13 protein-coding genes are annotated in these 14,083 nt (G+C 67.2%); 10 read left to right on the plus strand and 3 right to left on the minus strand.

The window, feature by feature from the left end; all coding sequences use genetic code 11:
• The first annotated feature begins 147 nt into the window (after positions 1 to 147).
• Complete coding sequence (locus ACOEQ2_RS02945; RefSeq protein ID WP_419729895.1) at positions 148 to 927, plus strand: SDR family oxidoreductase; 780 nt, start codon at positions 148 to 150, stop codon at positions 925 to 927.
• Positions 918 to 1,376 (plus strand): GNAT family N-acetyltransferase, encoded by a 459-nt coding sequence (locus ACOEQ2_RS02950; RefSeq protein ID WP_419729896.1) that lies wholly within the window; start codon positions 918 to 920, stop codon positions 1,374 to 1,376. The genes ACOEQ2_RS02945 and ACOEQ2_RS02950 overlap by 10 nt, the downstream gene beginning before the upstream one ends.
• Before the next feature lie 19 nt (positions 1,377 to 1,395).
• Here ACOEQ2_RS02950 and dgoD read toward each other — a convergent pair whose 3' ends face one another.
• Genes dgoD through ACOEQ2_RS02965 form a run of 3 tightly spaced genes read right to left on the minus strand, consistent with a single transcriptional unit; the run spans position 1,396 to position 4,176 of the window.
• The gene (gene dgoD, locus ACOEQ2_RS02955) at positions 1,396 to 2,544 is read right to left on the minus strand and encodes a galactonate dehydratase (RefSeq protein WP_419729897.1); all 1,149 of its coding nucleotides are present in this window, start codon (positions 2,542 to 2,544) and stop codon (positions 1,396 to 1,398) included.
• Between the two features lie 18 nt (positions 2,545 to 2,562).
• On the minus strand, positions 2,563 to 3,189 hold the full coding sequence (locus ACOEQ2_RS02960; protein ID WP_419729898.1) for a 2-dehydro-3-deoxy-6-phosphogalactonate aldolase: 627 nt from the start codon (positions 3,187 to 3,189) through the stop codon (positions 2,563 to 2,565).
• Between the two features lie 15 nt (positions 3,190 to 3,204).
• Entirely contained in the window at positions 3,205 to 4,176 is a 972-nt protein-coding gene (locus tag ACOEQ2_RS02965) for a 2-dehydro-3-deoxygalactonokinase (RefSeq protein WP_419729899.1), read from the minus strand.
• 153 nt (positions 4,177 to 4,329) lie between these two features.
• On the opposite strand from ACOEQ2_RS02965, the gene ACOEQ2_RS02970 reads away from it, so the two are divergent.
• From ACOEQ2_RS02970 to chvE, 8 genes are all read left to right on the plus strand, one after another.
• Complete coding sequence (locus ACOEQ2_RS02970; RefSeq protein ID WP_419729900.1) at positions 4,330 to 5,508, plus strand: pyridoxal phosphate-dependent aminotransferase; 1,179 nt, start codon at positions 4,330 to 4,332, stop codon at positions 5,506 to 5,508.
• A 131-nt stretch (positions 5,509 to 5,639) separates the two neighbouring features.
• The gene (locus ACOEQ2_RS02975; RefSeq protein ID WP_419729901.1) at positions 5,640 to 6,491 is read left to right on the plus strand and encodes a FadR/GntR family transcriptional regulator; all 852 of its coding nucleotides are present in this window, start codon (positions 5,640 to 5,642) and stop codon (positions 6,489 to 6,491) included.
• On the plus strand, positions 6,488 to 7,426 hold the full coding sequence (locus ACOEQ2_RS02980; protein ID WP_419729902.1) for a dihydrodipicolinate synthase family protein: 939 nt from the start codon (positions 6,488 to 6,490) through the stop codon (positions 7,424 to 7,426). The genes ACOEQ2_RS02975 and ACOEQ2_RS02980 overlap by 4 nt, the downstream gene beginning before the upstream one ends.
• A gap of 47 nt (positions 7,427 to 7,473) precedes the next feature.
• Positions 7,474 to 9,063 (plus strand): aldehyde dehydrogenase (NADP(+)), encoded by a 1,590-nt coding sequence (locus ACOEQ2_RS02985; protein WP_419729903.1) that lies wholly within the window; start codon positions 7,474 to 7,476, stop codon positions 9,061 to 9,063.
• Between the two features lie 3 nt (positions 9,064 to 9,066).
• Positions 9,067 to 10,017 carry a Gfo/Idh/MocA family protein gene (locus ACOEQ2_RS02990; RefSeq protein ID WP_419729904.1) on the plus strand — a complete coding sequence of 317 codons (951 nt, stop codon included), beginning with the start codon at positions 9,067 to 9,069 and terminating at the stop codon, positions 10,015 to 10,017.
• The gene (locus ACOEQ2_RS02995; protein ID WP_419729905.1) at positions 10,014 to 11,072 is read left to right on the plus strand and encodes an aldose epimerase family protein; all 1,059 of its coding nucleotides are present in this window, start codon (positions 10,014 to 10,016) and stop codon (positions 11,070 to 11,072) included. The genes ACOEQ2_RS02990 and ACOEQ2_RS02995 overlap by 4 nt, the downstream gene beginning before the upstream one ends.
• Positions 11,072 to 12,880 (plus strand): IlvD/Edd family dehydratase, encoded by a 1,809-nt coding sequence (locus tag ACOEQ2_RS03000; RefSeq protein ID WP_419729906.1) that lies wholly within the window; start codon positions 11,072 to 11,074, stop codon positions 12,878 to 12,880. Before ACOEQ2_RS02995 ends, ACOEQ2_RS03000 begins: the two co-directional genes overlap by 1 nt.
• Before the next feature lie 84 nt (positions 12,881 to 12,964).
• Positions 12,965 to 14,038, plus strand: coding sequence for a multiple monosaccharide ABC transporter substrate-binding protein (chvE, locus tag ACOEQ2_RS03005; protein WP_419729907.1), 1,074 nt, complete (start codon positions 12,965 to 12,967; stop codon positions 14,036 to 14,038).
• The last annotated feature ends 45 nt before the right edge of the window (positions 14,039 to 14,083 follow it).

The raw sequence follows: 14,083 nt of genomic DNA on the forward strand, positions 1-14,083 counted from the left end.
CTGTCGAGAGGAGAGCGAACTCCAGCGGCGACGCAGCCTCTCCAAGCCGGGCCGGCTGGATCGATATCATGCGATCATGCCAGGGCATTGTGCTGCCTTCTCACGTGACACGGGCGGAATGCGACCAGAACCGGCAGGGAGATCCGCATGCCATCCATGGAGAAACGGCTCGACGGAAAGGTCTGCGTCATTGCGGGAGCAGCGAGCGTGATCGGCCTGGCCGTCGCGGCGCGGCTGGAGCAGGAGGGCGGCATGGTCATCGGGATTGATCGGCAGAATCACGCGGTCGGCTGCATCAGCCTGAAAGCCGATCTTTGCGTCGAGGAGGAGGTGCAGGACGTGTTCGCACGCATCCACGACCAGACCGGCCGCATCGACGTGCTGTACAACAATGCCGGCCTGATCTCGCCGGATGACCGGTCGGCCCTGGAAACGAGCAGCGAGACACTCGACCTCATCTTCGCGGCGAATTTCCGCACGACGTGGCTCTGCTGCAAGCACGCCATCCCGTACATTTTCAAGACCGTGCCGGTGAACGGCTCGATCATCAACACCAGTTCGTTCCTGGCCGGAATGGGGTCCGCAAGCGCGCAGATGGCCTACAACGCCGCCAAGGCTGCGGTCGCGCAACTGAGCCGCGACCTCGGCACGCAGTTGGCCCGACGGGGTATTCGCGTGAACGCGCTGGCGCTCGGTCCGATCGCCACGCCCCAACTCGATGCGATGTTCGCCCGGATCGGCAGCGACGAACGCGAGCGCCGATACCAGCACATGCCGCTCGGCCGGTTCGGAACATTGCAGGAGCTGGCTGGCACGATCGCCTATCTCGCCAGCGACGATTCGGGTTTCGTCACCGCGTCGGTGTTCCCCCTCGATGGCGGGATCCAGGGTGCGTTCACCGTTCCTGCGGGGCCGGCATGTTCGTGATCCGCGAGGATGATCTGTCGGGCGAGGCGACACGCGCGCTGCTCGCCCTGCACCTTGCCGGGATGCATGCGAGCTCGCCGCCGGGCAGCGTGTTCGCGCTCGACGTCTCGGCGCTGCAGACGACGGACATCACGGTCTGGACGGTGTGGGACGGCGACATGATCGTCGGCGTGGGCGCGTTGCGTGAACTCGGGCACGGGGTCGGCGAGGTGAAATCGATGCGGACCCATCCGGACCATACAAGAAGGGGGGTCGCGGCGTCGCTGCTCGATCACCTGATCGGCGAAGCCGGCAGACGGGGCCTTGTTCGCCTCAGTCTCGAGACCGGAAGCGGGCCCGGCTTCGAGGCTGCGGTTTCGCTGTATCGCCGCCGTGGCTTCGTCGATGGAGAACCGTTCTCGACCTATGAACGAAGCCCGTTCAACCAGTTCCTGCACCTGCAGCTGTGACGGCCAGGCGCACCGGCGCCTACCATTCGGCGAACGAACCATCCGCATGGCGCCAGACCGGGTTGCGCCAGCGATGTCCGATTTCCGCCATCCGCTCGACCGCCGCCTCGTTGATCTCGATGCCGAGGCCGGGACCGTTCGGGATCTGCACGAAGCCGTTCTCGTAATCGAACACCGAACGGTCGGACAGGTAATCCAGCAGGTCGTTGCCCTTGTTGTAATGGATGCCCAGGCTCTGCTCCTGGATGAAGGCGTTGTAGCACACCGCGTCGAGCTGCAGGTTGGCGGCGAGCGCGATCGGTCCGAGCGGACAATGCAGCGCCAACGCCACGTCGTAGGCCTCGGCCATGGCGGCAATCTTGCGCGTTTCGGTGATGCCGCCCGAATGCGATGGATCCGGCTGGATGATGTCGACGCAGCCCTGCTCGAGGATGCGCTTGAAGTCCCAGCGCGAGAACAGCCGCTCGCCGAGCGCGATCGGCGTCGATCCGTGCTTGGTGATTTCCGGCAACGATTCGTAGTTCTCGCTGAGGATCGGCTCCTCGATGAACATCAAATGGAACGGTTCTAGCTCCTTGACCAGAACTTTCGCCATCGGCTTGTGGACGCGGCCGTGGAAATCGACGCCGATGCCGAAATCCGGGCCCATCTCGTCGCGGATCGCGGCCACCCGCGCCAGCACCGCATCGACCTTGGCGTGGCTGTCGACGAACTGCATTTCCTCGGTGCCGTTCATCTTGATCGCCGTGAAGCCGCGATCCGCAACCTCACGGGCGGCGCGCGCGGTGTCGGCCGGGCGATCGCCGCCGATCCACGAATACACCCTGATCCGGTCACGCACCTTGCCGCCCAGCAGCGCATGCACCGGCTGCCCGAGCACCTTGCCCTTGATGTCCCACAGCGCCTGGTCGATGCCGGCGATGGCGCTCATATGCACCGCACCACCGCGGTAGAAACCGCCGCGATACATGACCGTCCAATGATCCTCGATGAAGGCGGGATCGCGGCCGACCAGGTAGTCCGCGAGCTCGGCGACGTTGGCCGCCACCGTCTCGGCGCGACCCTCGACCACCGGCTCGCCCCAGCCGACGACGCCCTCGTCGGTCTCGATCTTCAGGAACAGCCAGCGCGGCGGCACGACATAGGTGGTGAGCTTGGTGATCTTCACGGGCAGGATCCTCTGCGATCAGGAAAAGCGGTGCCATGCCTCGACGAACGCACGCCCGTCCTTGCCGACATCGGCCGCACTCTTGCCGGCGGTGTACAAGGCCGAGCCCAATCCGAATCCTGCAGCACCCGCCTTGATGAATGGCTCCATGGTGTCCGGCGTGATGCCGCCGACCGGCAGGAAACACGTGCTGGTCGGGAACACGCTGCGCATCGCCTTCAGCACCCCGGGGGTGATCACCTCGGCCGGAAACAGCTTGAGCGCGTCCGCACCGCTGGCCAGCGCGGCAAATCCTTCCGTCGGCGTCGAGATGCCCGGCGTGCAGGCGAGGCCGGCCGCCTTGGCCGCGCGGATCACCGCGGCATCGCTGTGCGGCATCACGATCAGCCGGCCGCCTGCGTCCGCCACCCTGGCGACATCACCTGGTTGCAGCACGGTGCCGGCGCCGACCAGGATGTCCGGACCAAGCGCCTCCGACAGCAGCCGGATGCTCTCGAACGGCTCGGGCGAGTTCAGCGGCACCTCGATCACCGCAAACCCGGCATCCACCAGCGCGTGTCCGACGGCGACCGCCTCGTCCGGCTTGATGCCGCGCAGGATCGCGATCAACGGCATGCGGGTGAGGAACGGGTCGAGCTGGATCATGGTCGGCTCCTGGGTTCAGGCATGTGCGGCCGCGCCACCGATCAATCCGGCGGACTGCGCGATGCGCCACAATCCGGCGGGGGCCGCATCCTCGATCACGGTGGCGACCGCATCGAAACGCCCCAGTGCAGCGCGATACTTCTCGCAAAGCCCGGCATCGCCGATCAGCACGATCGGCGCGTTGCCGGATCGCGACAGGGCTTGGCGCAGCTCCTCGCCGATCAGCAATCCGGACAGGTAGTCCAGGCTCTGCTCGGGTGCCAGCCGTTTGGTCAGCACCATCGAGCGTGCGGTGAACAGCAGCGAGGTGATGCCGAGCCCGGGCGTCGTGGCGGTGTCGCGCATCATGTCGACGCCGCGCCGGAACGCCTCGTGCGCGCCATCGGCGACAGCGGCACCCTCCGGCACGAACCGGCCGAGGATCGAGTGCTGCCTGAGCACGGCATACAACTCTCCGGTCATGAAGGTGGCGAACCCGGATATCCGGCCTCCCGCGATATCCACCCATTTCGAATGGGTGCCGGGCAGCACGATGCGCGCGCCTTCACGCCAGTCGGCAAAGCTCTCGAGCGCGCCGAAAATCTGGGTTTCCTCGCCACGCATCACGCCGGGAATGTCATCGTCCTGCAGCACGCCCGGCACGATCGCCATCGGCACGTCGTGGTCCGGTGTCGTCAGGCCGGCGGCAATCTCGGCGAGACCGGCGGGACACCGCACATACGGCGCCTCCCGCCAGCCCTGCACGCTGCCGATCATGCCGGATACCAGCACCGGCAATCGCCCGCCTGTTCCCTGCTCGTGCCAGCCGTCGGTCGCCGTCGCCAGCCGGTCGGCGAACCCGTCGCGCCCCACCTGCATGATGCCCCACGGCCCCGACCGGCGATCGAGCACCTGGCCCCCACCGCCCATCAGGTAGGCGCGCATCGACGAGGTGCCCCAATCGATGGCGATCAGCGTCGGGGATGGGCCTGGTGCCGCAGCGCTCACGATCGGGTCTTCCAAGGTTCGATACCGGCCTGGGCTCGGATGGCCGCGCATGTTGGCCCCCCGCCGGCGCGTGTCAACGCTGCCATCCGGGCGGCAGACTTGACGTCGGTGGCGGAACCCGGGAACCACTGCGCGCGCGATCCGGAGATGACGATGACCGCTTTCGACACCCTGGCCCGACCCAGCATGGAAGCGCTGCCCGGTTCGCTGATCCGCGAAGTGGCGCAGGAAGGCATGGGCCTGGCGGACGTGATCCCGCTCTGGTTCGGCGAGCCGGATACCGTCACCCCGGACTTCATCCGCGAGGCGGCGAAGCGGGCGCTCGACGAGGGCCGCACCTTCTACGTATCCAATTACGGCATCCCGGAACTGCGCGAAACGATCGCCGCCTACCAGCGCGGGCTCGGGCGGCGGTCGGATGCGGGGCAGATCTGCGTCACCTCGTCCGGGGTCAACGCGATCCTGCTGGCGTGCCAGACGCTGCTCTCGCCCGGAGACCGGGTGGTGCTGACGACGCCGCACTGGCCGAACCTGTCCGGCATTCCCACGGTGGTGGGCGCCGAGGTGACGCCGGTGGCCTTGCGTCTCGAGGCCGGGCGCTGGCGGATCGACCTCGACGAGCTGCTGGCCGCCCTCACCCCCGACACCCGCATGGTCCTGCTGAACGCACCCGCCAACCCGACCGGCTGGATGCTGACCCGTGCCGAGCAGGAGGTGCTGCTGCAGCATTGCCGGCGCCACGGGATCTGGATCCTGGCCGACGACGTCTATGAGCGCGTGGTGTTCGACCAGGCAGCCGCACCGTCGTTCCTGGAGCTGGCCGAGCCCGGCGACCGCATCATCGCGATCAACTCGTTCTCGAAAAGCTGGGCGATGACCGGCTGGCGGCTCGGCTGGATCACCGCACCCCTCGCCTTGATGCCGGCCCTCGGCAAGCTGAACGAGTTCAATACCTCCTGCGCGCCGGCCTTCATCCAGCATGCCGGCATCGCCGCCATCGAGCAGGGCGAGCCGTTCATCGCCGCCACCCTGGCCCGCTACCGGGCCCGCCGCGACCTGGCGACCGAACTGCTGGGCGCGATCCCGGGCATCACCGTGCCGCGGCCGGACGGCGCGATGTATTCGTTTTTCGCGGTCGATGGGCCTGGTGGGCCGGTGGACAGCCTGGAACTAGCCAAGACGCTGCTGCGGGAGGCGCGCGTCGGACTGGCACCAGGCCGTGCCTTCGGGCCGGTCGGCGAGGGTTGCCTCAGGCTATGCTTCGCGGTCGAGGAGGCAACCCTGCGCGAGGCCTGCACGCGCATCGGCCGGTTCTTCGCCGATATAATATGACTATGCAGCCCGGGGCGGCTCCGGCATAAGTCGGCTCGCCCGGCGGCAACAGCGGTCGCAGAACCGTCAGCCTGGCAGCCGGGAGGGCACATGCGACAGGTTCGGGAGCAGGGTCGGGGGACGGGTTTCTCGTGACCGACGGCGCATCGCCCCTGTTCATGACGGCGAAATCCGCGCGTGCCGATCGCGATGGTGCCAGCCTGGTGGTGATCCCCGCCGGACGGGCGCGCTCCAACCACGCCGACGTCGCCCGCACCATCGGCATCGACATCATTTCCGGCCGTTATGCAGAAGGCGCCAAGCTTCCCGGTGACGCCGAGCTGACGCTGCTGTTCGCGATCTCGCGGCCGGTGCTCAGGGAAAGTGTGAAGACGCTGGTGGCGAAGGGGCTGCTGACCACCACAACGCGCATCGGCACGGTGGTGTGCGCCGCGTCGGCGTGGAACATGTTCGACCCGGACGTGCTGGCGTGGCATCTGGATGCCGGCGTCGACCGGCGCTTCCTGCGCGACCTCGCCGATATCAGGCTGGCGGTCGAGCCGCATGCAGCCGCATTGGCAGCGCTTCGCCGCACCGACCACGACCTGGCCGAGCTGAACCGCAGCCTGACGCGGATGCGCGGCGTCGCCCACAACATGGATGGGTTTGCCGAGGCCGACCTGGCACTGCACCTGGCGGTCGCCACCGCATCGGCCAACCCGTTCATGCGTTCCATCGGTGCCGTGATCGAGGCGGCGTTGCGGGCCTCGTTCATCCTGAGCGCACCGGTCGACGAGATCGAGCGCGACGCCACCATCGTCGATCATGGCCGCATCATCGAGGCGATCACCGCCGGCGACAGTGCCGCCGCGTCGGTGGCGATGCGCACGGTGATCGAGAACGGATTGCGCCGGCATGGCGCCGTCACCGCCGGCCTCGGCATCGTCCATCGCGAGGAAGTCAGCCGCATGAAACCTGCGACAACCCGGATGGCGCACCAGTGAGTGCGAGTCTGCAAGCGGCGCGGCGTCGTTATTCCGGCGTCTTTCCGGTGGCGCCAACGATCTTCGACGAACGCGGCGTGCTCGATCTCGAGGGCCAGAAGCGCGCGATCGATTTCATGATCGATGCCGGCTCGCACGGCATCTGCATCCTCGCGAATTTCTCCGAGCAGTTCGTGCTGACCGACGACGAGCGCGAGCAGGTCATGGATACCGTGCTCGAGCATGTCGCCGGGCGGGTGCCGGTGATCGTCACCACGACGCATTTCGGCACCGATATCTGTGCCGCCCGCTCGCGTCGCGCGCAGGATGCCGGTGCGGCCATGGTGATGGTGATGCCGCCTTATCACGGCGCCACCTTCCGGGTTCCGGAGATCGCCATTCGCGGATTCTTCCAGGCGGTGTCGGACGCGATCGATATCCCGGTCATGGTGCAGGACGCGCCGGTTGCCGGGACGCCGCTTTCGGTCGAGCTGCTGGCACGCATGGCCCGCGAGATCGAGAACCTGGCCTATTTCAAGATCGAGGTGCCGATGGCGGCGGCCAAGCTGCGCGCGCTGATCGCGCTCGGCGGCGAGGCGATCGAGGGGCCGTGGGACGGCGAGGAAGCCATCACCCTGATGGCCGACCTGGATGCCGGCGCCACCGGAGCGATGACCGGCGGCGCATATCCGGACGGCATCCGCCAGATCACCGACGCCTTTTTCGCAGGGCAGCGGGATGCGGCGCAGGATGCATACGATCGCTGGCTGCCGCTGATCAATTACGAGAACCGTCAATGCGGGCTGCTGGCGGCGAAGGTGCTGATGCAGGAGGGTGGGGTGATCGCGTCCGAGCGGGTACGTCATCCGCTGCTGCCGCTGCATCCGGCAACCCGGGCCGGCCTGATCGAGACCGCGCGCCGGGTCGACCCGCTGGTGCTACGCTGGGGGCGGTGAGTGGAACCGACCATCCCGCCCCGACCACTGAACTTGAGGACCGCATCATGAACATCACAGGCGCGCTGCTGATCGGCAACCGTGACAGCCTCGGGGCCCAGCGCTTCAGTGCCATCGATCCGGCCCGCGGCGAGCCGCTCGAGCCGTCGTTCATGGAAGCCGGCCCCACCGACGTGACGGCGGCGGCCTCGCTCGCGGCGGCGGCGTTCCCGGTGTTCCGCGCGGCATCGGCCGAGCAGCGTGCCGCCCTGCTGGAAGCCATCGCCACCGGGATCGCCGGGCTCGGCGACGCGCTGGTGGAGCGTGCGTGTGCCGAAACCGGGCTGCCGCGGGCCCGTATCGAGGGTGAGCGCGGCCGCACCATAAGCCAGCTCAGGCTGTTCGCGCGGGTGCTGCGGGACGGCGACTGGATGGGCGTTCGGATCGACAACGCGATGCCGGAGCGCACGCCGCTGCCGCGCTCGGATCTGCGCCAGCGCCAGGTCCCGCTCGGTCCGGTTGCGGTATTCGGTGCCAGCAATTTCCCGCTGGCCTTCTCGGTGGCCGGCGGCGACACCACCTCGGCGCTGGCGGCGGGTTGCCCGGTGATCGTCAAGGGGCATCCGGCGCATCCGGGCACGTCGGAGCTGATCGGCCGGGTGATCCGCCAGGCGGTGAGCGAGGCGGGGCTGCCGGAGGGCGTCTTCTCGCTGCTGACCGGCACCACGCACGCGCTGGGCTTCGCACTCGTTGCCGAGCCGCGGGTCAAGGCGGTCGGCTTCACCGGGTCGCGTGCCGGCGGATTGGCCCTGGTGCGGATCGCCGCCGAGCGGCCGGTGCCGATCCCGGTCTATGCCGAGATGAGCAGCGTCAATCCGGTGTTCCTGCTGCCGCATGCGCTGGAGGCTCGTGCCGAGGCGCTGGGGAAGGCCTTCATCGGATCGCTGGTGATGGGGGCGGGGCAGTTCTGCACCAATCCGGGCCTGGTGATCGGCGTGAACGGCCCGGCGCTCGACCGCTTCATCGATGCGGCGAAGGCGGCGATTGCCGAGGTGCCGGCCGCCACCATGCTGACGCCCGGCATCCACAGCGCCTACGCGCACAGCCTCGACGAACTGCAGACGGCAGGGGCCAGGCTGCTGGCCCGTGGGCCGGCCGGCCAGGGTGCGTATGGCTGCCAGGCCTCGCTGTTCCATGTCGACGCACAGTCTTTCCTGTCGAATCACGGGCTCTCGAACGAGGTGTTCGGCGCCTCGTCGCTGGTCGTCCGTTGCGACACGGAGGCGGAAATGCACGCGGCGGCGGCCGGGCTCGAGGGCCAGCTGACCGCGACGTTGCAGATGGATGCAGGCGACATCGAGATCGCGCGCACGCTGCTGCCGGTGCTGGAGGAAAAGGCCGGCCGCATTCTCGCCAATGGCTGGCCGACCGGCGTCGAGGTCAGCGACGCGATGGTGCATGGCGGCCCCTTCCCCGCCACCTCGGATGGCCGCTCGACCTCGGTCGGCACGCTGGCGATCGCACGGTTCCTGCGCCCGGTCTGCTACCAGGACCTGCCCGACGCGCTGCTGCCGGACGCGGTGAAGCACGCCAACCCGCTGCAGCTTCGCCGCCTGGTCGACGGCAAGCCGGCCGATGCCACGACGGGAGCGGCCTGAGCCATGTCCGACACCAAAGCCAAACCCATCCGGCTCGGCCTGGTCGGTCTCGGCAAGATCGCACGCGACCAGCATCTGCCGGCGATCGCGCTGACCGACGATATCGAGCTGGTCGCGGTGGCGAGCCGTAATGCGACGCTCGAGGGGGTCGCGTGTTTCCCGACGATCGACGCGCTGCTCGCCTCCGACGTGGAGGTCGACGCGATCTCGCTCTGCACCCCGCCGCAGGGTCGTCGCGCACAGGTCGCTGCTGCCATCGCTGCAGGCAAGCACGTGATGATCGAGAAGCCGCCCGGTGCCAGCACCAGCGAGATCCCGCCGCTCGCGGCGCTGGCCGAACAGGCCGGGGTGACGCTGTTCGCAACCTGGCATTCACGGTATGCGCCCGCGGTCGAGCCGGCGCGCAAGTGGCTGGCCGAGCGGACGATCCGGTCGGTGCTGGTCCAGTGGAAAGAGGATGTGCGGCATTGGCATCCGGGCCAGGACTGGATCTGGGAGCCGGGCGGCTTCGGCGTGTTCGACCCGGCGATCAATGCGCTCTCGATCGTCACGCGCATCCTGCCGCGGCCGTTCGCGCTCGAATCAGCGACGCTCGACGTTCCCTCGAACCGTGATCAGCCGGTGGCGGCGGAATTGTCATTTACCGACACCATCGGCACGCCGATCCGCGCCGAGCTCGATTTCCTGCAGACCGGCCCGCAGAGCTGGGACATCCATGTCGACACCGATAACGGCATGCTCACCCTGTCCGGCGGCGGCAAGCTCATGACGCATAACGGCCGCGTCATGCTGGACGCGCACGAGGCGGAATATCGCGGCCTGTACCGGCAATTCGTTTCGCTGGTCGGGCGCGGCGAGAGCGACGTCGACATCTCGCCGCTGGCGCATGTCGCGGACGCCTTCATGCTCGGACGCCGGCGCACCGTGGCACCATTCGACTGGAACCCGGCATGAGCATCACCCGCACCCCGTTCGGCACGCTTCCGGATGGCAGGCCGGTCGAGGCGATCCGCCTTTCCGGTGATGGTATCGACGCCACCATCCTGACCTGGGGCGCCACATTGCAGGCGCTCGAGGTGCCGGACTGGAACGGCACGATGGGCGACGTCGTACTCGGTCATGATGATCTGGCCTCGTATGTCGCGACGCGGCGATTTTTCGGCGCGACCATCGGGCGCTATGCCAACCGCATCGCCGGTGGCCGTTTCGAACTCGCCGGCGAGACTGTGGTGGTGCCTGCAAATGACGGCGTGCATGCGCTGCATGGCGGTGCCACCGGGTTCGACCAGCATGTCTGGAATGTCGCCTCGATCAGCGACGCGCCGCACCCGTCGGTGACGCTGACGCACACCAGCCCGCACGGCGAGAACGGCTTTCCGGGAACGGTCGAGGCGAGCGTCACCTACGCGTTGACCGGCCGCGGCGTGCTGTCGATGGAGTTTGCAGCCACCACCGATCGCACCACGGTCGTTTCCCTCACCAACCACAGCTATCTCAACCTGGGCGGCGTGCTCGGCGGCGGCGACATTCTCGGTGATCTGCTGACCGTGGATGCCGGCGCGTACCTCGCCATCGACCCGAACGCGATTCCACTGCTGCAGCCACCGATGCCGGTCGACGATACGCCGTTCGATTTTCGCGAGCCGCGCAAAATCGGCGCGCGGATCCGCGAGCCGCACAGCCAGCTGCATAACGGCCACGGCTACGACCATAATTTCTGCCTGAGCGACGCGGCCGGCGTTCGGTTCGCCGCACGGGTGGAATCGCCGCGTAGCGGACGGATCATGGAACTGTTCACCGACCGGCCAGGCTTGCAGGTGTACTCGGGCAACTATCTCGACGGCACCGCAACCGGCAAGGGCGGTTGGCAATATCGGCAATCCGACGCGCTGTGCCTGGAACCGCAGGTATGGCCGGACACGCCGAACCGGCCGGATTTCGGCAGCGCCGTGCTCGAGCCCGGCGAGGCCTATTCGCACCACTCGATCTACCGTTTCTCGGCCGCCTGATGACCAGCCACAGCACGCCCTCGACCCCGCGCCGGCTGCGCTCGCAGGCCTGGTTCGACAACCCCGACAATATCGACATGACGGCGCTGTATCTCGAGCGCTACATGAATTTCGGGCTGAGCCTTGAGGAGCTGCAGAGCGGCCGGCCGATCATCGGCATCGCCCAGACCGGTTCGGATCTGTCGCCGTGCAACCGGCACCATATCGAACTCGCCGCCCGCGTGCGCGAGGGCATCCGCGAGGCCGGCGGGATCGCCATCGAGTTTCCGGTGCATCCGATCCAGGAAACCGGCAAGCGGCCGACTGCCGGGCTCGATCGCAACCTGGCCTATCTCGGGCTGGTGGAGATCCTGTACGGCTATCCGCTCGACGGTGTCGTGCTGACCATCGGCTGCGACAAGACCACGCCCGCCTGCCTGATGGCGGCGGCGACGGTGAATATCCCGGCGATCGCGCTGTCGGTCGGGCCGATGCTGAATGGCTGGTTTCGCGGCGAGCGCACCGGATCCGGCACCATCATCTGGAAGGCGCGCGAGTTGCTCGCCACCGGCGCCATCGACCAGGCGGGTTTCGTGAAGCTGGTGGCCTCGTCCGCACCGTCGACAGGCTACTGCAACACGATGGGCACGGCGACGACGATGAACTCGCTGGCAGAAGCGCTCGGCATGCAGCTGCCCGGCTCGGCAGCGATCCCGGCGCCGTATCGCGACCGCCAGGAAATCTCGTACCGCACCGGCCTGCGCATCGTCGACATGGTGCGCGAGGACCTGAAGCCGTCCGACATCATGACGCGCGACGCCTTCATCAATGCGATCCGGGTCAACAGCGCGATCGGCGGGTCGACCAACGCGCCGATCCACCTGAACGCGCTGGCGCGTCACATGGGCGTCGAGTTGTCGATCGAGGATTGGCAGACGTTCGGAGAAATGATCCCGCTGCTGGTCAACCTGCAGCCGGCCGGGGAGTATCTCGGCGAGGATTACTACCATGCCGGCGGCGTGCCGGCGGTGGTGAACCAGCTGATGGGACAAGGGCTGATCGCCGAACACGCAATGACGGTGAATGGCCGCAGCATCGGCGAGAATTGTCGCGACACGGTGATCGAGAACGAGGCGGTGATCCGCCCGTTCGACCGTCCGCTGAAAACCCACGCCGGTTTCCGGGTGCTGCGCGGCAACTTGTTCTCGTCGGCGATCATGAAGCTCAGCGTGATTTCCACCGAGTTCCGCGAACGCTATCTGTCCAACCCCGACGATCCGGACGCCTTCGAGGGCCGCGCCGTGGTGTTTGACGGGCCCGAGGACTACCACGCGCGCATCGACGACCCTGCCCTTGCCATCGACGAGCACACCGTGCTGTTCATGCGCGGTGCCGGCCCGATCGGTTATCCGGGTGCAGCCGAGGTGGTGAACATGCGGGCACCCGACTACCTCATCAGTGCCGGCATCACCGCCCTCGCCTGTGTCGGCGACGGACGGCAATCCGGCACGTCGGCCTCACCCTCGATCCTGAACGCATCGCCGGAGGCCGCCGCCGGTGGTGGCCTGGCGCTGCTGCGGACCGGCGATCGGGTGCGGATCGACCTGAAGCGCGGCACCGCCGACATGCTGCTGAGCGAGGACGAGCTCGGCGCGCGTCGGCTGGCGCTGAACGCCGCCGGCGGCTACGTTTATCCGGCGCACCAGACCCCCTGGCAGGAGATCCAGCGTGGCATGGTCAGCCAACTCGAGGACGGTGCCGTGCTCGAGCCGGCCGTCGGATACCAGCGTATCGCCCAGAACAAGGGACTCCCGCGGGACAACCACTAAGCCGCGGGACCCGAGCGACGGGCGCAATTGACTACGATCGGTTTGGCAACGACCATGCGATCGCAACAACACAGGGAGCGAAACATGAAACTCTTCAACACGATGGTCTCGGTGCTGGCACTGAGCGTAGCGACGGCCGGTTTCGGCGGTGGCGCTGCCCATGCACAGGACAAGGGCGCGGTCGGCATTGCGATGCCGACGAAATCCTCGGCACGCTGGATTGCCGACGGCGACAATATCGTGAAGCAGCTGAAGGCGCACGGCTACACGACGGACCTGCAGTACGCGGATGACGACATCCCCAACCAGCTCTCGCAGGTCGAGAACATGGTGACCAAGGGTGACAAGGTTCTCGTGATCGCCTCGATCGACGGCACCACCCTGTCCGACGTGCTGAAGCAGGCAGCCGCCCGCGGCGTCAAGATCATCGCCTATGACCGGCTGATCCGCGGCACCCCGAACGTCGATTATTATGCCACGTTCGACAACTTCAAGGTCGGCGTGCTGCAGGCGCAGTCGCTGGTCGACGGGCTTGGCCTGGCATCCGGCAAGGGTCCTTTCAACATCGAGCTGTTCGGCGGCTCGCCCGACGACAACAACGCGTATTTCTTCTATAATGGCGCGTTGTCGGTGCTGAAGCCGTATCTCGATAGCGGGAAGCTCGTGGTCCGCAGCGGCCAGATGGGAATGGACAAGGTGTCGACCCTGCGCTGGGACGGCGCCACCGCCCAGGCCCGCATGGACAACATCCTGAGCGCCTATTACACCGACAAGCATCTCGACGCGGTGCTGTCGCCGTATGACGGTATCTCGATCGGCATCATCTCGTCGCTGAAGGGCGTAGGCTACGGCAGCGGCGATACCAAGATGGCGCTGGTCAGCGGGCAGGATTGCGAAATTCCGTCGATCAAGGCGATCATCGCCGGCGAGCAGTTTTCCTCGATCTTCAAGGATACCCGCCTGCTGGCGAAAGTGACCGTCGACATGGTGGATGCGATGATGAGCGGCAAGCCGGTCGTCACCAACGACACCACCAGCTACAATAACGGCGTCAAGGTGGTGCCGTCCTATCTGCTCAAGCCGGTCGTCGTCGAGAAGAACAACGTCGACGACGTGCTGGTGAAGAGCGGCTACTACACGCAAGCCCAGCTCAACTGACAGACGAACTCCGTCCGGCAGCCCATGCTGCCGGACGGACCATTG

This window comes from Lichenicola sp., from assembly GCF_965198575.1.
Lineage (GTDB): Bacteria > Pseudomonadota > Alphaproteobacteria > Acetobacterales > Acetobacteraceae > Lichenicola.

Coding starts and splice junctions, on each gene's coding strand:
- ACOEQ2_RS02945 (WP_419729895.1), top strand. CDS start 148: ATGCCATCCATGGAGAAACGGCTCGACGGAAAGGTCTGCGTCATTGCG.
- ACOEQ2_RS02950 (WP_419729896.1), top strand. CDS start 918: ATGTTCGTGATCCGCGAGGATGATCTGTCGGGCGAGGCGACACGCGCG.
- ACOEQ2_RS02960 (WP_419729898.1), bottom strand. CDS start 3,189: ATGATCCAGCTCGACCCGTTCCTCACCCGCATGCCGTTGATCGCGATC.
- ACOEQ2_RS02970 (WP_419729900.1), top strand. CDS start 4,330: ATGACCGCTTTCGACACCCTGGCCCGACCCAGCATGGAAGCGCTGCCC.
- ACOEQ2_RS02985 (WP_419729903.1), top strand. CDS start 7,474: ATGAACATCACAGGCGCGCTGCTGATCGGCAACCGTGACAGCCTCGGG.
- ACOEQ2_RS02990 (WP_419729904.1), top strand. CDS start 9,067: ATGTCCGACACCAAAGCCAAACCCATCCGGCTCGGCCTGGTCGGTCTC.
- ACOEQ2_RS02995 (WP_419729905.1), top strand. CDS start 10,014: ATGAGCATCACCCGCACCCCGTTCGGCACGCTTCCGGATGGCAGGCCG.
- ACOEQ2_RS03000 (WP_419729906.1), top strand. CDS start 11,072: ATGACCAGCCACAGCACGCCCTCGACCCCGCGCCGGCTGCGCTCGCAG.
- chvE (WP_419729907.1), top strand. CDS start 12,965: ATGAAACTCTTCAACACGATGGTCTCGGTGCTGGCACTGAGCGTAGCG.